Below are 21485 nucleotides of genomic sequence, written 5' to 3'. Positions count from 1 at the left end.
CACGGGGCGGGCAGGGAAATACTGAGGGCCCTACCTGAAACGCCAGGTAGGGCCCTATTTCTATTGGTGCGCCCGGAGGGATTCGAACCCCCAACCTTCTGATCCGTAGTCAGATGCTCTATCCGTTGAGCTACGGGCGCCTGTTTTGGCAACGAGATGTAACGGTACACCACGGTGAACAGCAGGCAAAATCAGCAGGTCACAGGCCCAAGATCGAGGTGGCAATGAGGAAGTAAATGATGAGGCCGGTCGCATCGCAGAACGTGGAGATGAATGGGTTGGAAAACACCGCCGGATCCGCCCCGACGGTCTTGGCCACGATCGGCATCGCGCCGCCCACTGTCGCCGACATGGTGCAGATAGATAGCATGGTCAATCCGATCACCATCCCGATATCCAGTCCGTAGACCAGGGTCGCCAACGCGAAACCGAGCGCGCCGAGCACAGCGCCGAGCATCAACCCCACCCGGACTTCGCGCCACATGACTTTGAGGACGTCGGATTTCTTGACGTCGCCAAGCGCGAGTGCTCGCGTGACTGTCGTGGCCGCCTGATTGCCCGTGTTGCCGCCCGTGCCTGTGAGCAGCGGAATAAAGAGGGATAGCACGACGGCTTGCTGCATTTTCTCCTCGAAGATGTCGAGGACCTGGACGGTGAGGATCGCAGAAACCGCGAGCACGAGAAGCCACACGATGCGCGACTTCACCAGGTTGGTCAGCGGGGTGGACAGGTACGGCTGCTTGAGCGCCTCCGAGCCGCCCTGGCGGGCGCTATCCTCCGAGTCCTCGCTCTCAACGACGTGCTGCGCCTCATCAAAGGTGAAAATGCCCACCAGCCGGTTGCCCGAATCGACCACGGGAATAGCCAGGAGAGCGAGCGGCAGGAACCAGCGTGCGGTCTCCTCCGCATCCGCGCTGGCCACCACTGACGGTGTGTCCTCGAGTAAGTCAGCCACCAGCGTGTCCCGTTCGGCGAGGAAGAGCCGGCGCATTTTCACGATGCCAGTCAGCTGCCGGTCGCGGTCGATCACCGGGAGGGTGTAGAGCGTCTCCAAGTCCTCGTGCTCGCGGCGCAGCAGCTCGCGCACCTCGTGCGCGGTCATGCTTCCGTAGATCTCCGGGATTTCCGGGGACATCACGCGGCCGACAGTCCCCTTCTCGTACCCCAGAACCGCGTCGGTATTCTGCTTGTCCTTTTCGCCCAGCTCTTTGAGGAGGCGTTCGGCGACGCGCCCGGGGAGCTCGTCGAGAAGCATGACGCGGTCCTCCGCACCCATCTCCTCGAAAAACGCGCCCACGCTGTCGCTGCCCAGTGCGCGCACCATGTCCGCTTGGTGGCGCGGATCCAGCGCGTCGAACACCGCGCCCGCACGCTCGGGCGGAAGGAGGCGGAACAGCACGGCGCCGCGCTTGACCGGGGAGTGCTCGATAAGCCGAATGATGTCGCTCAGCTCGGCTTCGGCGAGCAAGCCCGAAATCTCCTCCGCGCGGTCCCGGCGGATCCGCGATTCCACGAGCTTTTCCAGCTCAAACAAGGCGTCCTGCTGTTCAGCCGTCGTCATAGCGACCTCTTTCTCTCATCCCACTCCCCGCGGGGCCATAAGTCACCTGCGAGCGTAATAGATAGGTGGCTCCGCGACGCGGGCTTAACGGTAGTGGGCCGCAGCAACAGAAAATCGCCAACCAGAAAATCCTCTGACCAGCGAAAAAGTGGTGCGCCCGGAGGGATTCGAACCCCCAACCTTCTGATCCGTAGTCAGATGCTCTATCCGTTGAGCTACGGGCGCATGGCGGAGATGACAGGATTTGAACCTGCGGACCTCGTGAAAGGTCAACTCCTTAGCAGGGAGCCCCAATCGGCCACTCTGGCACATCTCCATAGCCTTGTTACACACTACCCACAACAGGGCAGCCGGACAAAAACCTGGGTGCCGGTGGGAATAGACTCTTAAAGCATGATTCGCCGCGACCTCGCCGACATTCCGTCCTACGTCCCGGGCAAGAGCGACCCGGACGCGCTCAAGCTGTCCTCGAACGAGGCTCCGCAGGGCCCGTTGCCGTCGGCGGTGGAAGCGATGGTCGCGGCCGCGCGCGGGGCGAACAGGTACCCGGACATGGGCTCGGTGTCGCTGCGCCGCGCGATCGCCCGCCACCTGGGCGTCGAGCCGGAAAACGTCACGGTCGGCTGCGGCTCGTCCGCGCTGTGCCAGCAGCTCGTGCAAGCGACGTCGACACCGGAGAACAACGTCATCTTCCCGTGGCGCAGCTTCGAGGCGTACCCGATCTTTTGCCAGGTCGTGGGCACAGAAGCACGCCCAGTCCCGCTCCTTGCCGACGGCAAGCACGACCTCGAGGGCATGCTTTCGCTTATCGACGATTCCACCTCCCTGATCTTCCTCTGCTCCCCCAACAATCCGAGCGGTCAGGTGATCACCCGCTCCGAATTCACCGCGTTCATGGACCGCGTGCCCGAGCACGTGACCGTGGCGCTGGACGAGGCCTATGTGGAGTACAACCGCGACCCGGATGCGGTCGAGGGCTGCAGCGTGTTCCGCGATTACCCGAACCTGGTGTGCCTGCGCACCTTCTCCAAGGCCTACGGCTTGGCCGGCGCCCGCATCGGCTACGCCTTCGGCGCCCCCGACCTCATCGAGGCGCTGGACAAGATGGGCATTCCCTTCCAGGTCAGCGCTGTCGCGCAGGCTGGCGCGATCGCATCCCTCGAGCACTCCGAGGAGCTGCTCGCCCGTGTCGAGGACACCATCGACGCACGCGACGAGGTCGCCGACGGCATCGGCGCCCTACGCTCCCAAGCTAACTTCGTGTGGCTGCCGGGTGTGGACGCCGCCGATCTTGCCCAGCAGCTGGCAAACCGTGGAATCCTTGTCCGCGCCTTCCCCGAGGGTTTGCGCGTCACTGTGACCAACCGTGACGACGCTGAAGAATTCCTGTCAGCGTGGAATGCGATTTCCCGCACGTAATTAGCCTATTCTTAGGCTCCCCTTTTTGCGCCACTGCCACTGCGGCCACTGCCGGCGCAGGATTCTTCATCTTCAATCCGCAGGAGTCAGCTGCAAGCGAGACCCCTGTCATCACCACCCATGCAGACGGTGAAACGGTGAATAAGTGCTCCGTGACCTTCCTCTCCGGGGACGTCGCGGTCACTGCCGGTCACTGTGGGCCTGAAGGCGCTGAGGTGCGCGACGGCGACAGGGTTCTCGGCACAATCACCGACAACTATCTTGTCGATAACAAAGGCATCGACATCGCGTTAATCGAAATTGCCGACAGCTACGATGTTAACTCTCTCCCTGATTCCACAGCCTTCGCCTGCGCCGAAACTCCGGAACCCACCGATGCCGTGATCATGGACGGAGCTTTCTCCGGCGAACAAACAGGCACCGTGGTTTCCGAGCCGGTCCAGAAGGAGGCCAACGCGTTCGGTGAAGAGCACCCGGTCGAGTACGTGCTCACCAACAACGAATCCGAACGCGGTGACTCCGGAGCTCCCGTTGTCACCGATGCCGGTTGCCTCGCAGGCATCCTCAACGGCGGGAACGGCGAGTACTCCGCTCTGACGTTCTTGCCGGAGAATCTCCTCGCCACAGCTGGACTCTAAACACACCAAACACACCGAAAGGATTTTTTCCCATGCGTAAATTCACCTTCCGCACCGCTCTGGGGAATCGAGCTGGGCAAAAAGCTGGCTGATTAGAAAACGCTAGGATTGCGGGCATGAAACTCAACTACTCCCTCACCTCCGGTTTCGCCACAGGCGACGGCGCCGCACCGACACGCGAGAATGTCTCGTCGTGGATCGCGTGGGCGCCGGTGCCCGCATCCGACCTCGCCGCAGACAGCGCACTCAGCACGACGTTTTACCTCACCCCGCGCGCAATCCCGCAGCTCAGCGAAGACACCCTTCTCCTCGGCGTCCTCGTCGGCGAGGCGGACATCGACATCGACTCCGCACTTGACCCGCAGCAGCTCTCCTACACCGACGGTGCCAGCGCGACGGTCGAGGCAACCCACCCGCTCGGCCTCGACGCGGTGCGCGTGGTTGCCGCGAAGAGCGGGCCCGCGCGTCGACAAGCTCAAAGCGCGCTTATCGACGTCCCCGGCGACCGCCAATTCCACATCATCCACGAGCTCTTTGAACAGTGATTGACTTATCGCGTAAATTGAAAGCGTAAGTAATAAGAGTTTTAACCTAGAAATTACGTAGGAGAGCTCATCATGCGTTTTGTCCTTGATGTCGTCATGACCGCCATTGCGCTGTGGCTGGTCACCCTGATCGTCCCGGGCGTCGAAATTCTTGGCGGTGTCGGCGCCTTCATTTGGGTCGCACTGGTCTTCATGTTCGTCAACGCCTTCATCTCCCCGATCGTGAAGACGATCAGCCTTCCACTGACCATCATCACGCTGGGCCTGTTCTCCCTGCTGGTGAACACACTGCTGTTCTCCATCGTCGGCTGGATTTCCGACGGGCTGGGCAACGGCCTGGACATCAGCGGTTTCTGGGCCGCATTCGTCGGCGCGATCGTCATGGCGATCGCCACCTGGATCGTCGAGGCGATCTTCAATGCCACCGGCCTGTCCGGCGACAGGGCCAAGAACTAAGCCAGCCCGCTGCCGGATCCGCTCCGCGCGTCACCACCCCGCTTCCACGGCATCCCACCGTGGAGGCGGGATTTTTCGTGCGTAACTACGCCCCAGTAAGGTGCCTTAGTTATTTAGTTTCTCAAGGCTTCCCTAACATTTTGACCACCGAATCAACTAGCATGTGTGACGCATGTGGCTGACGCGACCAATTCGGCCGCACACACCCCGACGAAGAAACCGAGGAATCATGTCTACCTCCCGTACCCGCCGTGCACCCCGTCGCACGCACCGCCGCTTCGGTCTCACCCGCCTGCTCACCACCGCCGCCCTGGCGGTCGCGGGCATCGGCGCTGTCGGCACCGGCGTTCCCGACGCGCACGCAGCCCCGAACGGCAATATCGTCACCTTCGGCGACTCCTACACTTCTAATCCCGACGAACTCCGCAATACCCTGAAGAAGGTCCCGCTCCCCCAGGTCCATCACTTCGTGTGGGGCACCTACCCCAGCCGCCTCGGCTGCCTGCAAGCCCCCGATAACTGGCCCCGCCAGCTCGGCTCGATCGCCCGCGCACCCATCGCGGACTACTCCTGCACCGCGGAGTCCTCGCACGTCATCCCCGGCAAGATCGACAAAGCCATCGCGGCCGGCGACATTCACCGCGGCACCCGCGCAATCGTCATCGCCGTGGGCATCAACGACTACGGCCCCTACGGCATCCAGCGTGGCGCACAGCCGTTCAACGCCGCCAAGATGCGCAACGACTACATCAACAACATCCGGCAAGGTGTCTCCAAGGCACGCGTTGCCGCGCCGAACGCCAAGATCCTCCTCAGCGGCTCCCTGTCCATCACCGAACCGGACCGCCTCAACAGCCTGTGCTTCATCAACGTCGCGCCTAATGCACCGCTCGGCGTGCCAATGCCCACCCTGCACCAGATCGAGCACACCAACCGCGGCCACCAGCGCGCAGCAGCCGCCGCTTCCGGCGCGACCTACGTGGAAATGATGCACCCGTCACGTCACCACAGCACCTGCGCACGGGACTCCCAGCGCTGGGTCGCCGGCGTCATCGACCCCCACGCCCAGCACAATATGGGACTGCACCCGACGCCAGCCGGCTCGCGATTCATGGCGCAGCAAATTTCACGCCACCTGTAGTTGTACCTGCGGAGACGGGGGGATTTGAACCCCCGGAGGTGTGACCCTCGCTGGTTTTCAAGACCAGTGCATTCGGCCGCTCTGCCACGTCTCCCCATCGCAAAGCAATTGCGACTCAATCACCTTACAACACGGCCGGGCGGGTCCCGTCAACACCGGAGCCTGTGGCTCATGCCAGGGACGCCACGACGCGGATGAGCTGTTCCACGTCAGCCTCCGTGTTGAACGGGCCCAGACCGACGGTGACGGCACCGCCCATTTCCTCGATGCCCATTTCTGTGAGCAGCGGCGTCGCCTGCTCCGGTGTGGTCAGCGTGGTGACGATGCCGTTGTCGAAGAGCCTCTCGTACACCGTCGCCGCGGGCACACCCTGCACACCGAAAGAAAGGCGCGGAGTGCGGTCGGTGCTGGCCTCGGAGGCCGCCTCGCCCGTCACGCCGAGAATGTGGACGGCGGGCAGGGTGCCCAAGAAGGTGTACAAATCGTCGCGCAGAGCGTCCAGGTAGGCGGTCATCTGCCCCATCGACCGCGTCAAACGCGCCCGGCGCGTGGCGCGCCCGCCCTGGTCTGGAACGAGATCCGCCAGGTGGTCGACGAGAGCAGCGGCGCCGCCGGCGAGACCGGGCGAGACATCCAGCTGCAGCTTCTCCGCACCCATGACACGCTCATCACCGCTGAGAGATTCCATCCGCTTGAACATCGCAGTATCGCGCACCACGAGCGCAGCCATATGCGGCCCGCCCAACGCACCGAGGTCGATACCGACGACATCAGCGCCCCACTCTTCGAAATCGATCGCGTGGTACGGCGCATAAGAAGAGGAATCCACGACGACCCAGGCACGCGAGCGTTCACGAACCTGATCGACAATCGCGGAAATAGGGGCCACCGTTCCCAGCGTCGCGTGGGCGGCGGGGAGGGAGACGAGGCGGGTGGTGCCGTCGATAAGCTGCGCGTATTGCCACGCAGGAAGCTCGCCTGTGCCCAAATCTGCGTGTGCCGTACGGACCTTGGCCGGCGCGCGGCGCACAGCTGCGGTGAGCTCCGGCTTGTCGAGCGGATTGGTCACCAGCGACGAGTCGTAGCGGAGCAACGGTTTCATCGCCGCCACCAACGACGCGTACAGCACAGGCAAACTCGGGCCCAGCACCACGCGCTCCGCCGACGCCCCCACGAGATCCGCGACCGCATGGCGTGCCGACGCCACGAACGTCTCCCCCTCCGGACGCCCCATCGCCTTCCGCGAGTGCGACCCGGCATTGACCTCCGGGGCCGCTACCGCCGTGGCCATCCTGAACGAACGCGACACCGCCGCCGACACCCGCTCCGGCACCTGCGGGCAATCATGCGCATTGAGATAGGTCCACCCATCCGAAAGTGAGGTATATAGCCCACGCACGCTGGCAACATCGTAAGCCACGACCCGCTCCCTTCCGGACGAAATCAATGTGTGTGGATATTGAACACCACCCACGCCACAAGCAACAAGTATGCCTGCACAACTTGGCCCACGCAGGGCACTAGGGTGGGACAAGTGCAGGACAACGAAAAGCTGCTTGCCGACGTCTCCCGCATGACCTCGGCAGCCAATCACGACACTCCCGCTTCGAAGTCGACCACACTCGGCGCAGCCGGTTCCGACCTCGCGCGTGGCTGGGGCCAGTACGAACTGTGGCTCCAGCTCGGCTGGCAGGACATCAAGCAGCGCTACCGCCGTTCGACGCTCGGACCGCTGTGGATCACCATCGCCACCGGTGTCATGTCGCTGGCGCTCGGCCTGCTGTACTCCATGCTGTTCCAGATCTCCGTGCGCGAGTTCCTCCCCCACGTCACCGTGGGCTTCATCGTCTGGGGCTTCATCTCCGGCTGCATCAAGGACGGCGCGAACGTCTTCATCGAGAACGAAGGCTTAATCAAACAACTTCCGTCAGCCCTGTCTGTGCACGTCTACCGCCTGGTGTGGCGCCAGCTGCTGTTCTTCGCCCACAACATGGTGATCTGGCTGATCCTCGTGCTGGTGTTCCGCATTGATCTGGGCTGGAACGTGTTCTTGTTCATCCCGGCACTCGCCCTGATGGTCATCAACGGCGTGTGGGTGACCATGCTCTTCGGCATCATCGCCACCCGCTTCCGCGACGTCGCTCCGCTGCTCGAAGCTCTCGTCCAGCTGCTGTTCTACGTGACCCCGATCGTCTGGACCACGAAAACACTGCGCGACCAGGGCGGCGAGGTCGCCCAGCGTGCACGCATCGCCGAACTCAACCCGCTCTACCACTACCTCGAAGTCGTCCGCGCCCCGCTCATCGGCGAGCCTCTGGCCGCATACCACTGGGGAATCGTGCTGGCCGGCACCGTCATCGGCTTGTTCCTCGCCATGATCGCCATGCGCCAGTGGCGCTTCCGCGTCCCGTACTGGGTGTAGATCAAGGAGTTCACCATGGTTTCCATTGACACCTACAACGCCTGCGTCGACTTCCCCATCTTCGACGCCAAGTCCCGCTCCCTGAAGAAAGCGGTCATGAGTTCCGCCGGCGGGGCCATCGGCAAAAACGACTCGAACACCGTGGTCGTTGAAGCTCTCCGCGACGTCAACCTGCACCTGCGCGAAGGCGACCGCGTGGGCTTGGTTGGCCACAACGGTGCTGGCAAGTCCACGTTGCTCCGCCTGTTGAGCGGTATTTACGAGCCCACCCGCGGTGTCGCCGATGTCCGCGGCCGCGTCGCCCCGGTCTTCGACCTCGGCGTTGGCATGGACCCGGAGATCTCCGGGTACGAGAACATCATCATCCGTGGCCTCTTCCTCGGCCAGACCCGTAAGCAGATGAAAGCCAAGATGGACGAGATCGCCGAATTCTCAGAGCTCGGCGACTACCTCTCCATGCCCCTGCGCACCTACTCATCCGGCATGCGCGTGCGTTTGGCCCTTGGTGTTGTCACATCCATTGAGCCTGAGATTCTTTTGCTCGACGAAGGCATCGGCGCCGTCGACGCCGCCTTCATGGCCAAAGCCCGCGTACGCCTCGCCGAACTGGTCAAGCGATCCGGCATCCTCGTCTTTGCCAGCCACTCCAACGATTTCCTGGCCCAGCTCTGCAACACCGCCCTCTGGGTGGACAAGGGCGAGATCAAACAAGCCGGCCTCGTCGACGAAGTCGTCGAAGCCTACGAAGGCCCCGAAGCCGGCGACTACGTCCGCGACCTTCTCACCCGCTTCGACGAGCAGGACTGAGAAGAGGTCGGACGCGCGGTTCCGCCCGGATTCAATCTGATTCCTGGCGCAACCCGGGCCCGACGCGAGGCTGCTAAAGAGGCCGGTGAATCTGTTCACATCCGAGCTTTCTCCCTGACAGGACCGAAATGCCCCTACCTGCACTTATAAAGCACACCGAATGCCGACGATGTAAACAGATTCACCGCCTCATCTCGATCATCCTTTTGAGGTAGCTCGCACTGCTCGCCAAGGTTCCCGCCGTAACTCGGATGATTACCCATCCCTGAAGACTGCTCTCAACATTGATGCGCGAATCACGGTCGCGTTGTTTTCGCTGAAGATGGTGCTCGCCGTCGTACATGATGCCGATCTTGAGCTCTTCGATCGCGAGATCAAACACAGTGACGATCTTTCCACCGGCGATCAGAGGCACCTGTTCCGAAAGCTTTATCCCCAAACCAGCACACACACTCGCACACAGCAGCCGCATTTCCGTTTCTTTAGGCGAGTCCGCCAATACGCTTGAATGACGGATCACTTTCTGCATCCAACGTTGATTCACCCGGCTTTTCGACGCTTTAACTATCTCCCTGCACTCCAACCCAAAGAATCTCCTAACCGCATCGAGGAGCTGTATCGTGCGGATTTCCTCTGGAGACCACCCGTCGATCTGAGGCACCGCCCACATATGCACCCGCGACCGGATTTCGGTGATGGCCTCCGCTACTGCCAAGGCTGGTTCGGACACTAAAAATGGGTGGTTCTGGAAGAACACCGTCCACGTTCTAGTCCATGCCACGCGCGTGATCCGCGGTGTGAATTGAGTCGCTTCGACGGTGCGCTTAACGAGACCGTGGAGTGTGGTGTCGCAGCAGTCGGCGAAAAACCGGAGGCCATAGACGGCAACTGCGCTCAACCCGCATATGGAATGGCGGGGATGTTCGAGAGCCATGGCGACGGCGCGGGCGTCAGCCGGTGCGCGGTAAATGGTGCCACGCGGGTGGCAGGCCGCTTCTCGAAAGGCCAGCTCTCCGGGGCGCAAGGCGGGTTCGGCCAGGTAATGGTTCCGGGAAATCCTTTCGCCGATCCCGTCATCGCGCAGGGTATGAGTATGGCGGGTGGCGACGTCCATGTTGTTGCGCAACGTGATCGTCTTTGGCGTTAACTGTTTCGTCTTCATGCCTACTTAGACTCCGCACCCGTAGCCCACGGTTCCCTGACCCAACTGGGCCAGCGCGCGATCCCCGGCCCCGGACGGGCAGCGTGGCAAAATGGGGCGCATGAAGACCCCCGCTGAGAGCCCTCGCGACAACGCCGAAGCAAAAGCCGCAGCCAACGCCGATGCAACGCTGAATCCGCAGGGCAGGACGGCGGCGGTGATCGTGACGCATAAGCGGGTGGAGCTGCTGCGGTATTCGTTGGAGCAAGTCGTGCAGCAAACGCACCCGGTGGACTGGGTGGTCGTGGTGGATAACGGCTGCGAATCTGAAGTCCAAGACCTGGTCACTGAACTCGCGGGTGAGAAAGCCGTCTACTTGCCGTCGCGGACCAACCTGGGCGGCGCGGGCGGTTTCGCGTACGGTTTCCTGCAGGCACTGGCGTTGGGGGCGGACGCGATTTGGTGCGCGGATGACGACGGCCGCCCGGCGGACAAGAACGTCCTGGAAACTCTTTACACCGTCGCCGAACGGGAAAGCCTAGCAGAGGTTTCCCCGGTGGTGTGCAATATCGACGACCCGAACCGCCTGGCCTTTCCCCTGCGCCAGGGCCTGACATGGCACCGGCGCCGCGACGAGCTGGAGGGGGATTTCCTGCCGCAGTACGCGAGCTTGTTCAACGGCGCGCTGATCAGCGCGAAGGCGATGGAGCGGATCGGGGTGCCGGATTACCGCTTGTTCATCCGCGGCGACGAGGTGGAATACCACCGCCGGCTGGCGCAGTCGGGGTTGACGTATGGCACTGCGCTGACCACGGCGTATCTGCACCCGGACGGGTCGGCGGAATTCCACCCGATCATGGGCGGCCGCGCGCACGCGCAGTGGCCGGACAACGACACGAAGCGCTATTTCACGTACCGCAACCGCGGGTACATCATCAATCAGCGCGGGATGCAGAAGATGAAGCTGCAGGAGCTGGTGCGTTTCGGCTGGTTCTTCCTCGTTCAGCGCCGCAGCCCGCAGGAGTTCAAGGAGTGGCTGAAGCTATTGCGGATGGGCGCGCGGGAAGACTTCGAACGGCCCTAGCCAAGCGGGCCCAAAGCGCCCCTAAGCAGCAGGCCCCAACGACCTACCGCGGCTCCTCCTCGATGACGACGCGCGAGGGCTCGCGGAAGATGAGCACGCGCTGAAGCACGAAGTTGGTGATGGTGGCCACGCCTTGAGCGATGACGAAGGAGACGGCGTCCTTCCACGGGTCGACAAAGCCGAGGGCGCGCAGCGGGGCGTTGGTCACGGCGAAGAGCACCCATTGCACGCCGAAGGTGGACGCGTAGAGGATGAAGACAGCGAGGGCGCGCTTGCCGGTGACCTTCGCCTGGAAGGTGAACTTGGAGTTCAGCAGGTACGCGACGAGCGTGCCCAGGCACCAGCCGAAGACTTTGGCCACGAGGCGGTCGTAACCGACGACGTGGGTGAGCGTGTGCGTCAGCCCGTAATCGAGCACGGCGCAGAACACGCCGACGGCGATGAATCTGACCAGCTGTTTTTTGGCGTTCGCGGGCCGGCTCACTTCAACCTTGGATGACACGCCGGATTACTTTACCCGAAGCAGGGCGCGATAAATATCGAGCTTATCGACGGCCGACCGTCCCCCCGTCCCATATCCCCCCACGGATGCAAGCCGCACCAGGGAGCCGGCGCAGAGCTGTTTTATCTGGCCGGCGGAATACGAGCTGCCGTTGTCGGCCGACCAACCGAGCGCAGCCATGGCGGATTCGGTGACGTCGTCGGTGGTGGTCTCGTCGACGAGGCAGGATAGGGCGAGGATGGTGCACCAGAAGGCGTCGCGGGCCTCGCGGGATTGCTCGCGGGGCAGCGTGTTCAGGATCTGGGCGACGGACGCGTCGAAGGAATCGAGCTCGGCGGGGCGCGATAAGTCGAGGGCTTGCAACAGTGGCAGGAAGTCCATCGATGTGGAGCGGGAGACAATATCGACCACTTCGGGGCGGACGCTGGCCAGAACATTCTCCACGGCCGACGGGCCGAGGAGCTGGGCGTTGATGGCGGCGACGTCGAAAGGCTCGCCCGCGAAATCGCCGGCGCCGGCGACACAGAGGGCGCGCGGGGTGGCATCGTCGCGCGGGTAGATGTCCAGCAAGGTCAAGGTGAAGCGCCACAGGCCCCAGTGGAAGAACAGCTCGTCGCCGCCTTCGTGCAGGTATTGGCCGATCGCGCCGGCGGTATCCAGGCGGCCCTGGTCGGAGGAGGCGAGGGTGAACCGGCTGGGCGTGGGCGTGTCCCCCGGCACCGAAAACGCGATGTGGAGGGACCGCCGGACATCCTCTAAAGAGGTGTCGGAGGAAAGGCCGATGTGGCGGAGGATGGTTTCGTCGGCGAACGATGTGGCGCAACGAACGAGAAGCGTGCGGGGCTGATTCCGCGGGGCTCTCCGCAAGCGTGCGCGGGCGGCGTCGAGGTCGACGACAGACGCCACCTGCTGGTGACGGTGCGGTCGATACAACGTGCTCGGCATGAACCCCAGCCTAGTGACGTTTAGGAGGCGTTGACGCGGGCCTGAAGCTCCGTGCCGGCGAAGAGCAGGGCCGCGGCACCCAGGCCGAGCAGGGTGTGCGGGCGCTTCGCGCCGCAGCGGCGCAAGCTCTCGGCCAGTTTGTTCTGCACGGCGATGCTCAGTCGCACACCGCCGATGAGAAGCGCTGTGCCGCCGGCGAAGACCGCCCACGTGCGGGCCGGGCTGGCGGTCTCGGAGCTTTCGTCGACGCGGGCAGTGAGGTCGTTGCGCGGGTCCTCGTCGAAAGCGTTGAACGCGGCGACCGTGCCCGCGAAGGCCGCGGAGATGCCCACCCACGACGCCACGCGCGCCGGCGTGGACTGCACATAATCCGGCACCGCCGTGAACGCGAGGGCGAAGGCCGCCTGGATCAACCGGCCGCCGGTGGTGTTGTCCAGCGCGTTGTAGTCGATGCGCTCCTCGCCCGTCTGCTCCTGGGCTGTTTCCTGCTGCGTCTGCTGCCCGGTTGTCTGCTCTGTCATGCCGCCATCCTACCGGCGGGCTCACCGGCCGTAAGATGACTGACATGGCCAATCACGACGATTCCCCGCACATCGCGGCGCAGCTCACCAACCTACCGCTGGACGACTTCATGACCCGTTTGGTGGCGCAGGAACTGCCGCTGCTGGACAGCACGAGCCGCGGCATCGTCTACGAAGAGCTGCGGGAATACCAGGCCTCGGGCAAGCCGACGATCACCAGCCAGGAGGAGCTGCCGGAGCGGATCCGGGAGATCATGGAGCTGTGATTCTTCTCGCTTAAACCCTCCTCTAGGCATTTCAGCCCCTAAGGGCGCACTGGTCCGGGAGTAGGCTTGCCCCCAGTGCCCAAATGGGCAACCACAACCTATGGGGATGGAAGAGATGGAACTTCACACCACTACGAAATCGCTCTACGGCTGGGGCCGCACGGCTCCGTCCACCGCGCAGGTCCTGTCCACTCCGGACGTGGACGTGATCAAAGAAGCAGTCCGCCAGATCGCTGAAGACAATGCGACGCTTCCGGAGAACCGCCGCCGCGGCGTCATCGCCCGCGGCATGGGCCGCTCGTACGGCGACCCGGCGCAGAACGGCGGCGGCCTGGTCATCGACATCCAGGAACTGAACAAGATTCACGAGATCGACCCCTCCACCGGCATTGTCGACGTCGACGGTGGTGTCACCCTCGACCAGCTGATGAAGGCCGCACTCCCCTACGGCCTGTGGGTCCCGGTGCTGCCGGGCACCCGCCAGGTCACCATCGGTGGTGCGATCGGCCCGGATATTCACGGCAAGAACCACCACTCCGCCGGCTCCTTCGGCGACCACGTCCTGTCCATGGAGCTGCTCGTCGCCGACGGCCGCGTGCTGCACCTGAAGCCGGAAGGCTCCGCGGACGACCCGGACGGCACGCTGTTCTGGGCGACGGTCGGCGGCATGGGCCTGACCGGCATCATCCTCCGCGCGCGCATCCAGATGACGTTCACGGAGACCGCCTACTTCATCTCGGACACCGTGCGCACGTCCACGCTGGACGAGACGATCGAGGAGCACTCCCACGGCCAGGAGGAGGGTTACACCTACTCCTCGGCATGGTTCGACGCGATCTCCGCGCCGCCGAAGACCGGCCGCTCCACGATCTCCCGCGGCTCGCTGGCAACGCTCGCGCAGCTGGAGGAGTACGCGCCGAAGCTTGCCAAAAACCCGCTGAAATTCTCCGCCCCGCAGCTGATGACGGTGCCGGACATCTTCCCGTCCTGGACCATGAACAAGCTGACCCTGTCGGCGATCGGCGAGGCCTACTACATGATGGGTTCGCCCAGCCAGAACGATATTTTGAACTTGACGCAGTTCTACCAGCCGCTCGACATGATCGCGGAGTGGAACCGCGGTTACGGCAAGGCCGGCTTCCTGCAGTACCAGTTCGTCGTCCCGACGGACGCGGTCGAGCCGTTCAAGCAGATCATCTACGACATCCAGTCCTCCGGCCACTACACCGCCCTGAACGTGTTCAAGCTGTTCGGCGAGGGCAACCGCGCGCCGCTGTCCTACCCGATGCGCGGATGGAACGTGTGCGTGGACTTCCCGATCCGCGACGGCCTGCACGCCTTCCTCGACCGCCTCGACGAGCAGGTAATGGAGTTCGGCGGCCGCCTCTACCTGGCCAAGGAGTCCCGCACCTCCGCGGAGAACTTCCACAAGATGTACCCGGAGATGCAGAGCTGGCTGGAAACCCGCCGCGCAATCGACCCGACTGGGGTCTTCGCCTCCGACATGTCCCGCCGACTCGAGCTGTCCTAGCACCTTTCGGCTCCACAGAAGACACCCCACAACGGACACAGAGGAATAGGAAACACAATGCTCAACGCAGTTGGACAGGCACAGAACATCCTTCTTCTCGGCGGCACGAGCGAGATCGGTCTCGCGATTGTCGACGAGATCGCATCCCGCGGCGGCAAACCCAGCGTCACGCTCGCGGCCCGCAAGAACAGCCCTCGTATCGACGCCGCCGTTCAAGAGGTCACCAGCCACGGTGCCGGCGAGGTGCGCGTGGTCGACTTCGACGCATTCGACACCGCATCCCACCCGGCCGTCATCGAGGAAGCCTTCGCGCACGGCGACGTGGACGTGGCGATCGTGGCATTCGGCACCCTGGGCGACCAGGAAGAACTCTGGCAGAACCAGGAGGCGGCCGTCGCGTCCGCGCAGACGAACTTCACCGCCCCGGTCTCGGTGGGCGTGCTGCTGGGCCAGAAGCTCAAGGAGCAGGGCCACGGCCGCATCATCGCGATGAGCTCGGTGGCGGGCATGAAGGTGCGCCGCTCGAATTTCGTCTACGGCTCGACCAAGGCGGGCATGGACGGCTTCTACACCCAGCTCGGCGAAGCGCTGCGCGGTTCGGGCGTGACGGTCACCGTCGTCCGTCCGGGCCAGGTCCGCACGAAGATGACACAGGGGCTGGATGAGGCGCCACTCACAGTCGATAAGCAAGACGTGGCGAAAGCCGCTGTGAACGCCGCGCTCGCAGGCAAACCGAACGTGTTCGTGCACAAGCTCTTCGGCCCGATCTCGCTCGTGCTGCAGCACATCCCAGCCCCAATCATGCGCCGGTTGAGCTTCTAATACCGGGAACTGCCCCGTGCTGTGGGAGACTGTCAGGTATGACAGAGCACCTCACCGAGCAGCGCGAGCGGCAGTCAGAGAAGACAATTGCGGAGCGCAGACGCGTTTCCGCGTACGCACCAGACGGCTTATCGACGACAGCCGCCCTGGTGCGTTTTGTCTGCGCCATCATCGGCGGCGCAGTCTTCGCGCTCGGCTGCTGGTACGTGCTGCACTCGGTGCCGCTCGCCGCGTTCAACGTCTCCATGGTCACCCGCGCGCTCGCGACGGCGTGCTCCCTGCTGGTCGTCGTCGCTGTATGCGTTCTGAACTGGCTGTGGCTGCGCGACGGCCGCAACACGCGGCCGCGGTGGCGCACAGCACTCACGGAAGTCGTGTCCACCCTGGCGCCCGCCGGCCTGGTGGTCTCCGCGCTCGGCATCCCGCTGGCGTCGACGAAGCTGTACCTCGACGGCATCCAAGTCGACCAGGGCTTCCGCACGCAGTTCTTGACGCGCATGGCGGAAACCGCCTCCAACCAGGACATGAACTATGTCGACATGCCGTCGTTCTACCCGCTCGGCTGGTTCTGGCTCGGCGGGCGGCTGTCCAACCTGCTGGGCATGCCGGGCTGGGAGGTCTACCAGCCGTGGGCGATCGTCTCGCTCGCCGCGGCCGGGTGCGCTCTGGTACCGGTGTGGCGGAAGCTTATCGGCTCGCTGCCGGTGGCCACGGGCATCGCCATTGCCACCACCGCGATCTGCCTGACGATGGTGCCGGACGAGCCGTACGCCGCGATCGTCGCCATGGGCGTACCCGCCGCCGCCGTGATGGGCTTCCGCGCCATGCGGGGCTCCTGGGCCTCCACGATCGGGCTGGCTGTGTACCTGGGCATTTCCGCCTGCTTCTACACGCTGTTCACCGGCATCCTGGCGCTGACGATGATCGCTTTCGCCATCACCGCTATCGCCTCCGGCCCGCGCTGGCTGCACTGGTGGGTGCCGGTGCGGCAGCTCGCGGTGATCGGCTTTGGCTCGATCGCCATCGCGCTCGTCGCGTGGATGCCGTACTTGCTGGGCCTGATCCGCAGCCCGGAGGCAGTGCGCTCGACCGCGCAGCATTTCCTGCCGTCCGAGGGCACCACGATTCCACTGCCGTTCTTCGCGTTGAGCGCCGTCGGCGCGCTCAGCCTGCTGGGCCTGATCTACATCATCGTGCGCCTCCGCGAACCGGAGATCACCTACCTCGCCCTGGCTGTGAGCGTCTGCTACGCCTGGGTCTTCGGCTCCATGGTGATCGCCCTGACCGGCACCACCTTGCTTGGTTTCCGCGTGGAAGTGCTGATTGCGCTGCTGCTGTCCACCGCCGGCGTCTTCGCCATCGCGGACCTGCGCCTCGTCGGCGTGGACCTGCTCTACCCCGACGGGCTCAGCGAACGCGTCAACCGCATCGTCACCGCCGTCTTCGTCGTCCTCTTGGGCGCCGCTACGCTGGCCTACGTCCAGCAGATCCCGGACGAGAACGAGAGCTTCATCGACGAGGCCTACACCAGCACCGACGGCAACGGTGAGCGGGCCGACCTGCGTGAATCCGATGTTGGGCGCTACTACATCCAGATCCACGACTTCATCCAGCAACAGGGTTACACCCCTGCCGACACCGTGATGCTCACCGACGAGATCAACTTCATGGCCTACCACCCGTACCACGGGTTCAACGCCTTCACCAGCCACTACGCCAACCCGCTCGGGGAGTTCGACGCCCGCAACGAACAGATCGCCTCATGGGCCCGCGGCTCCTTCGACGAGCTGGCAGATCCGGCGGAGTTTACGGCGGCCGTCGATAAGGCAAACGACCGTTGGCGCGCCCCCGAGGTCTTCCTCCTGCGCGGCAGCGAGACCGACCCGGACGAGCCGTGGAAGACGCACATCGCCCACGACATCTTCCCCAGCCAGCCGAATGTCCACTACGAGGCACTGTTCTTCAACCCGGAGGCCTTTGATTCCGCTGATTGGACCACGGAGCAATTCGGCCCGTTCGTGGTGGTGGTCCGCAACAAGTGACGAACAGCGACAAGCAGAAAGTAGAATCACCCGCCGTGAACGAGGTGAGCAAGGTGAACCAGGCGAACAACGAGAGTACGAGGCAAGATGCGCCCGCCGCGGGCAACGACGGGAGCACGCGCGTCGAAGCCACGATGCAACGCAGCCCGCGCTGGCTGAAACGCACGGCGATGCTCTCCGGCATTCTGGCATTCCTGTTTTTCGTGCTCACGCCGCTGCTGCCGGTCAACCAGACGCAGTCATCGTTCGACTGGCCGCAGAACGGGTCTCTCAACTCCGTCAACGCGCCGCTGATCTCGCTGGCGCCGGAATCGATGGACATGACCATCCCGCTGAGCGTGACGGATTCGCTCAACGAGGGCCAGACCAACGTGCTGTCGACGCTGCCGCCGGATTCGACGGAGGCGCTCGACCGCGGCCTATTCATCACCGCGCCGGAGGACGGCGGGATCACGGTCTCCTCGCTCAACGAGGTCATTTTCGAGCTCACGCCCGCCGAGATGGACAAGGCTCGCAAGGCGAACGACGCGGCGCTGCACCTGACCGCGACGGGCGACGGCGTGACAGTCGAGGTCCCTGGCACGGACTTCTCCGAAGAGACAGACGAGGACATGCGCCCGCAGCTCACGGGCATCTACAGCGAGCTGTCGGAAGAGCAGGCGCAAGCGCTTATCGGCGCCGGCCTCACCGCCCACGTCGACATCAACTCCCGCTTCACCTCTGAGCCCACCGCGGTGAAGTGGGTGGCCATGATCGGCGGCACCCTGTCCGCGATTGTGGCCCTGTGGTCCCTGGCCCGCCTCGACCTGCTCGATGGTCGGCGCCTGCGCCCGCTGCGCCCGGAATGGCGCACCTTCAAGCCTCTCGACGCAGTGGTCGTCGGTCTTCTGCTGTTCTGGCACTTCTTCGGCGCGAACACCTCCGACGACGGCTTCTTGCTCACCATGGCGCGCGTGGCCAACGACTCGGACTACATGGCCAATTACTACCGCTGGTACGGCGTGCCCGAGTCGCCCTTCGGCGCGCCGTTCTACAACCTTCTGTCGCTGCTGGCGCAGGTCAGCACCGCCTCGGCGTGGATGCGTCTTCCGACGCTGCTGTCCGGCATCGCTATCTGGTGGGTGCTCTCGCGCGAGATCCTGCCGCGGCTGGGCACCGCCATCGCCTCCCGGCGCGTGGCGTACTGGACGGCCGCGTTCATGTTCCTGGCGTTCTGGATGCCGTACGACAACGGTCTGCGCCCGGAACCGATCATCGCGCTCGGCACGATTGTCACGTGGGCGTCGTTTGAGAGTGCCATCGCCTCCCGGCGCCTGTTGCCCGCCGCGTTGGGCACCATCATCGCCGCTTTCACCCTGGCGTGCGGGCCGACGGGCCTGACCGCCGTGGGCGTGTTCATCGTGTGCCTGCCGCACCTGCTGCGCATCGTGCGCGAGCGCACCGTGATCGCTCCCCCGGGCGCATTCGTCCTGCCGTTCCTCGGCCTCGGCTTCGCAGTGATGATCCCGGTCTTCCACGACCAGACCCTGGCCGCGGTGCTGGAAGCTACCTCTGTGCGTGCCGAGGTCGGCCCCGCACTCGAGTGGTTCAACGAGTACGTCCGCTACTCCACTCTCTTCGAGGCGGCGGTGGACGGGTCGCTGACTCGTCGATACGCAATGTTCGCGCTGCTGTTCTGCCTGGGCCTGGTGCTTTGGAGCATGTCCCGCTTCGGCAACGTGCACGGCGCGGAGAAGGACCCGACGAAGCGCATGCTCGCGATCTTCGGGCTGTCCATGTTCTTCCTCATGTTCACCCCGACGAAGTGGACCCACCACTTCGGCATCTACGCCGGTCTCGCCGGTGCCGCGGCCGCTCTCGGCGCGGTGGTGCTGGCGCAGATCGCGGCGCAGTCCGCGCGCGCCCGCACCTTCGCGCTCGCCGCGGTAATGTTCCTCATGGCGCTCTCGCTCGCCGGCTGGAACGCCTGGTGGTACGTCTCCTCCTTCGCTGTGCCGTGGTGGGACAAGCCCGTCTCTCTCAAGGGCGTCCAGGCAAGCAGCGTCATGCTGGCGCTGTGCCTTATCACCGTCGTGGTCGGCGTGGTCCAGTCGCTGCGCTACAACCAGCGCCGCGCTGAGGCTGACCAGGCGGGCACGCTGCGCAAATTCAAAGCAGCCCAGGCCGCCGAAGGCTCGCGCTTCCGCACCGCTATGACCGCGCCGATCGCTGTGGCCTCCATCCTCATCGTCGCGTTTTCCTGCCTGACCTTCGTGAAGTCCTTCGTGGACCAGGCGCCCGCCTACTCCGTGGGAATGGGCAATGTCCGCTCTCTAAAGGGCGACACCTGCCAGCTCAGCAGCGACGTGCTGCTAGAGACCAACACCAACGACTCCTTCCTCACCCCCGTCGACGGCGTCCCGCTCGGCAACTCGCTCGAGTCCGGCACCGTCCGCGGCTTCCACCCGGAGGGCGTGCCGGCCTACATCGACTCGGCCAATGAGGGTTCGGCGAGCGTCGGCGCCATAGGCAACGACCCGGCCGCCAACGCGGATACCGGTGCAGGCACGGCCGCGAACGCCGCCAACTCCGCGAACTCCGATTCCGGCGACTCCGGCACCGGTTCCAGTACTGGCACTGGAACCGACACCGCCACCGGCTCTAACACGAAGGGCGACGACGTCACCTCCGACACCGTCCAGTCCACCAGCCGCGCCGGCACCCAGGGCAACCGCTCCGCAGACGAGATCGGCATCAACGGCTCGACGGTGCGCCTGCCGTTCAACCTCGATTACAACCGCATCCCGGTGCTGGGCACTTTCGACGAGGAAGCGCAGACCTCCTCCGAGATCACCACCAGCTGGTTCGAGCTGCCCGAAGCCACCGAGGAAGCACCGCTGCTGGTCGCCTCCGTCGCCGGACGCCTGGAGCACCACGACATCAACGGCGAAGAGAAGGAAGGCCAGACCCTCAAGCTCGAGTACGGCACCCGCAACTCGGGCGGGTCCGTCACCGACATCGGCGAGGTGGAGATGATGGATCCGGGCCCGAGCGTGAAGTGGCGCAACCTGCGCTACCCCATCTCCGACCTGCCGGAGGGCGCCAATGTCGTGCGCCTGGTGGGCGCGGACATCAACCTCGACCCGTACGAGTGGATGGCCTTGACCCCGCTGCGCAACCCGAAGTTGGAGCACATCACCGATGTCTTCGACTCCGACACCCCGGGCCTGCTCGACTGGCCGGTCGCTCTGCAGTTCCCGTGCCACCGCACGTTCAACCACTACGCCGGTGTCACGGAGATCCCGCAGTTCCGCATCGCGCCGGACGCACCGGGCAAGGAGCAGCTCAGCGGGTTCCAGGACTTCATGGGCGGCGGTGCGATGTCCACCGCCGAGGCCGTGAACTCCGCCTACGAGATGCCGGGCTACCTGGACCAGGACTGGCACCGCGACTGGGGTTCGGCCTACCGCTATGTGCTGCGCACCAACTCGAGGGGCGAGGCGCCTGCCGAGGCTGACATCTACCACGAGCAGATCACCCGCTCCGGCTGGTGGAAGCAGTCCGACATGAAGATCCGCGACCCGAACGAGAACAAGGACTAGGGCGCGCCGACACGGATGAGGGGCCGGGAACCGGACGATCGGTTCCCGGCCTTTCACTACA

The 21485-nt window shown here is 64.3% G+C and carries 19 protein-coding genes and 4 tRNA genes; 13 read left to right on the top strand and 10 right to left on the bottom strand.

The annotated features are described in order from the left end of the window. Positions 1-64: 64 nt before the first annotated feature. From CAPP_RS00485 to CAPP_RS00470, 4 genes are all read right to left on the bottom strand, one after another. Positions 65-140 (bottom strand) — tRNA-Arg (locus CAPP_RS00485). 59 nt (positions 141-199) lie between these two features. Beyond that, positions 200-1561: a magnesium transporter gene (gene mgtE, locus CAPP_RS00480; protein ID WP_076598181.1), complete on the bottom strand. Its 1362-nt coding sequence runs from the start codon at positions 1559-1561 to the stop codon at positions 200-202. A gap of 149 nt (positions 1562-1710) precedes the next feature. After that, a tRNA-Arg gene (locus CAPP_RS00475) sits at positions 1711-1786 on the bottom strand. 1 nt (position 1787) lies between these two features. Continuing rightward, positions 1788-1877, bottom strand: a tRNA-Ser gene (locus tag CAPP_RS00470). A gap of 77 nt (positions 1878-1954) precedes the next feature. Here CAPP_RS00470 and hisC point away from each other — a divergent pair. The 5 genes from hisC to CAPP_RS00445 all read left to right on the top strand — a co-directional run bounded on the left by hisC (position 1955) and on the right by CAPP_RS00445 (position 5760). After that, positions 1955-2980: a histidinol-phosphate transaminase gene (hisC, locus tag CAPP_RS00465; protein WP_076598182.1), complete on the top strand. Its 1026-nt coding sequence runs from the start codon at positions 1955-1957 to the stop codon at positions 2978-2980. After that, positions 2956-3618, top strand: a complete 663-nt coding sequence (locus CAPP_RS00460; RefSeq protein ID WP_076598183.1) for a trypsin-like serine protease — start codon at positions 2956-2958, stop codon at positions 3616-3618. The genes hisC and CAPP_RS00460 overlap by 25 nt, the downstream gene beginning before the upstream one ends. A 116-nt stretch (positions 3619-3734) precedes the next feature. Then, positions 3735-4163, top strand: a complete 429-nt coding sequence (locus CAPP_RS00455; protein ID WP_076598184.1) for a hypothetical protein — start codon at positions 3735-3737, stop codon at positions 4161-4163. A gap of 72 nt (positions 4164-4235) precedes the next feature. After that, positions 4236-4619, top strand: a complete 384-nt coding sequence (locus CAPP_RS00450; RefSeq protein WP_076598185.1) for a phage holin family protein — start codon at positions 4236-4238, stop codon at positions 4617-4619. Between the two features lie 229 nt (positions 4620-4848). Beyond that, entirely contained in the window at positions 4849-5760 is a 912-nt protein-coding gene (locus CAPP_RS00445; protein ID WP_076598186.1) for a GDSL-type esterase/lipase family protein, read from the top strand. A gap of 9 nt (positions 5761-5769) precedes the next feature. On the opposite strand, the gene CAPP_RS00440 is transcribed toward CAPP_RS00445, so the two are convergent. Continuing rightward, positions 5770-5854: transfer RNA gene (locus tag CAPP_RS00440), tRNA-Ser, on the bottom strand. A 75-nt stretch (positions 5855-5929) separates the two neighbouring features. Beyond that, a complete protein-coding gene (locus CAPP_RS00435; RefSeq protein ID WP_076598187.1) occupies positions 5930-7180 on the bottom strand; it encodes an aminotransferase class V-fold PLP-dependent enzyme in 1251 nt (416 codons plus the stop codon). A 153-nt stretch (positions 7181-7333) separates the two neighbouring features. Here CAPP_RS00435 and wzm point away from each other — a divergent pair, with 153 nt between their 5' ends. Both wzm and wzt read left to right on the top strand, forming a co-directional pair. Continuing rightward, positions 7334-8182, top strand: a complete 849-nt coding sequence (gene wzm, locus CAPP_RS00430) for a galactan export ABC transporter permease subunit Wzm/RfbD (protein ID WP_084560462.1) — start codon at positions 7334-7336, stop codon at positions 8180-8182. Between the two features lie 15 nt (positions 8183-8197). Further along, a complete protein-coding gene (wzt, locus tag CAPP_RS00425) occupies positions 8198-8989 on the top strand; it encodes a galactan export ABC transporter ATP-binding subunit Wzt/RfbE (RefSeq protein ID WP_076598189.1) in 792 nt (263 codons plus the stop codon). Between the two features lie 181 nt (positions 8990-9170). Here wzt and CAPP_RS00420 read toward each other — a convergent pair whose 3' ends face one another. Then, positions 9171-10151, bottom strand: coding sequence for a putative endonuclease domain-containing protein (locus CAPP_RS00420; protein WP_076598190.1), 981 nt, complete (start codon positions 10149-10151; stop codon positions 9171-9173). Between the two features lie 91 nt (positions 10152-10242). On the opposite strand from CAPP_RS00420, the gene glfT1 reads away from it, so the two are divergent. Then, positions 10243-11214, top strand: coding sequence for a galactofuranosyltransferase GlfT1 (gene glfT1, locus CAPP_RS00415; protein ID WP_412459481.1), 972 nt, complete (start codon positions 10243-10245; stop codon positions 11212-11214). A gap of 43 nt (positions 11215-11257) precedes the next feature. On the opposite strand, the gene CAPP_RS00410 is transcribed toward glfT1, so the two are convergent. The 3 genes from CAPP_RS00410 to CAPP_RS00400 are packed head-to-tail and all read right to left on the bottom strand — an operon-like array spanning position 11258 to position 13182. Beyond that, a complete protein-coding gene (locus CAPP_RS00410) occupies positions 11258-11716 on the bottom strand; it encodes a GtrA family protein (RefSeq protein WP_076598191.1) in 459 nt (152 codons plus the stop codon). A gap of 6 nt (positions 11717-11722) precedes the next feature. Further along, entirely contained in the window at positions 11723-12661 is a 939-nt protein-coding gene (locus tag CAPP_RS00405) for a plasmid pRiA4b ORF-3 family protein (RefSeq protein WP_076598192.1), read from the bottom strand. Positions 12662-12681: 20 nt separating this feature from the next. Further along, positions 12682-13182, bottom strand: a complete 501-nt coding sequence (locus tag CAPP_RS00400; protein ID WP_076598193.1) for a hypothetical protein — start codon at positions 13180-13182, stop codon at positions 12682-12684. 44 nt (positions 13183-13226) lie between these two features. Here CAPP_RS00400 and CAPP_RS00395 point away from each other — a divergent pair, with 44 nt between their 5' ends. From CAPP_RS00395 to CAPP_RS00375, 5 genes are all read left to right on the top strand, one after another. Next, entirely contained in the window at positions 13227-13448 is a 222-nt protein-coding gene (locus CAPP_RS00395) for a hypothetical protein (RefSeq protein WP_234958673.1), read from the top strand. Positions 13449-13563: 115 nt separating this feature from the next. Beyond that, positions 13564-14979: a decaprenylphosphoryl-beta-D-ribose oxidase gene (dprE1, locus tag CAPP_RS00390; RefSeq protein WP_076598349.1), complete on the top strand. Its 1416-nt coding sequence runs from the start codon at positions 13564-13566 to the stop codon at positions 14977-14979. Between the two features lie 57 nt (positions 14980-15036). Further along, complete coding sequence (gene dprE2 / locus CAPP_RS00385; RefSeq protein ID WP_076598195.1) at positions 15037-15801, top strand: decaprenylphospho-beta-D-erythro-pentofuranosid-2-ulose 2-reductase; 765 nt, start codon at positions 15037-15039, stop codon at positions 15799-15801. A 38-nt stretch (positions 15802-15839) separates the two neighbouring features. Continuing rightward, a complete protein-coding gene (locus CAPP_RS00380) occupies positions 15840-17843 on the top strand; it encodes a galactan 5-O-arabinofuranosyltransferase (RefSeq protein WP_084560443.1) in 2004 nt (667 codons plus the stop codon). A 134-nt stretch (positions 17844-17977) separates the two neighbouring features. After that, positions 17978-21424, top strand: a complete 3447-nt coding sequence (locus CAPP_RS00375; RefSeq protein WP_076598351.1) for an arabinosyltransferase domain-containing protein — start codon at positions 17978-17980, stop codon at positions 21422-21424. Positions 21425-21485 lie beyond the last annotated feature (61 nt).

The sequence above is a fragment of the Corynebacterium appendicis CIP 107643 genome, from assembly GCF_030408415.1.
Classification (GTDB): domain Bacteria; phylum Actinomycetota; class Actinomycetes; order Mycobacteriales; family Mycobacteriaceae; genus Corynebacterium; species Corynebacterium appendicis.
The sequence above is the reverse complement of the archived record's forward strand: the minus strand, read 5'-3'. Positions and strand labels throughout refer to the sequence as shown.

What these genes read in the sequence shown, in the direction of transcription:
- mgtE (WP_076598181.1), bottom strand. Translation starts at nt 1,561, where the DNA reads ATGACGACGGCTGAACAGCAGGACGCCTTGTTTGAGCTGGAAAAGCTC.
- hisC (WP_076598182.1), top strand. Translation starts at nt 1,955, where the DNA reads ATGATTCGCCGCGACCTCGCCGACATTCCGTCCTACGTCCCGGGCAAG.
- CAPP_RS00455 (WP_076598184.1), top strand. Translation starts at nt 3,735, where the DNA reads ATGAAACTCAACTACTCCCTCACCTCCGGTTTCGCCACAGGCGACGGC.
- CAPP_RS00450 (WP_076598185.1), top strand. Translation starts at nt 4,236, where the DNA reads ATGCGTTTTGTCCTTGATGTCGTCATGACCGCCATTGCGCTGTGGCTG.
- CAPP_RS00445 (WP_076598186.1), top strand. Translation starts at nt 4,849, where the DNA reads ATGTCTACCTCCCGTACCCGCCGTGCACCCCGTCGCACGCACCGCCGC.
- wzm (WP_084560462.1), top strand. Translation starts at nt 7,334, where the DNA reads ATGACCTCGGCAGCCAATCACGACACTCCCGCTTCGAAGTCGACCACA.
- wzt (WP_076598189.1), top strand. Translation starts at nt 8,198, where the DNA reads ATGGTTTCCATTGACACCTACAACGCCTGCGTCGACTTCCCCATCTTC.
- CAPP_RS00420 (WP_076598190.1), bottom strand. Translation starts at nt 10,151, where the DNA reads ATGAAGACGAAACAGTTAACGCCAAAGACGATCACGTTGCGCAACAAC.
- glfT1 (WP_412459481.1), top strand. Translation starts at nt 10,243, where the DNA reads ATGGGGCGCATGAAGACCCCCGCTGAGAGCCCTCGCGACAACGCCGAA.
- CAPP_RS00405 (WP_076598192.1), bottom strand. Translation starts at nt 12,661, where the DNA reads ATGCCGAGCACGTTGTATCGACCGCACCGTCACCAGCAGGTGGCGTCT.
- CAPP_RS00400 (WP_076598193.1), bottom strand. Translation starts at nt 13,182, where the DNA reads ATGACAGAGCAGACAACCGGGCAGCAGACGCAGCAGGAAACAGCCCAG.
- CAPP_RS00395 (WP_234958673.1), top strand. Translation starts at nt 13,227, where the DNA reads ATGGCCAATCACGACGATTCCCCGCACATCGCGGCGCAGCTCACCAAC.
- dprE1 (WP_076598349.1), top strand. Translation starts at nt 13,564, where the DNA reads ATGGAACTTCACACCACTACGAAATCGCTCTACGGCTGGGGCCGCACG.
- dprE2 (WP_076598195.1), top strand. Translation starts at nt 15,037, where the DNA reads ATGCTCAACGCAGTTGGACAGGCACAGAACATCCTTCTTCTCGGCGGC.
- CAPP_RS00380 (WP_084560443.1), top strand. Translation starts at nt 15,840, where the DNA reads ATGACAGAGCACCTCACCGAGCAGCGCGAGCGGCAGTCAGAGAAGACA.
- CAPP_RS00375 (WP_076598351.1), top strand. Translation starts at nt 17,978, where the DNA reads ATGCAACGCAGCCCGCGCTGGCTGAAACGCACGGCGATGCTCTCCGGC.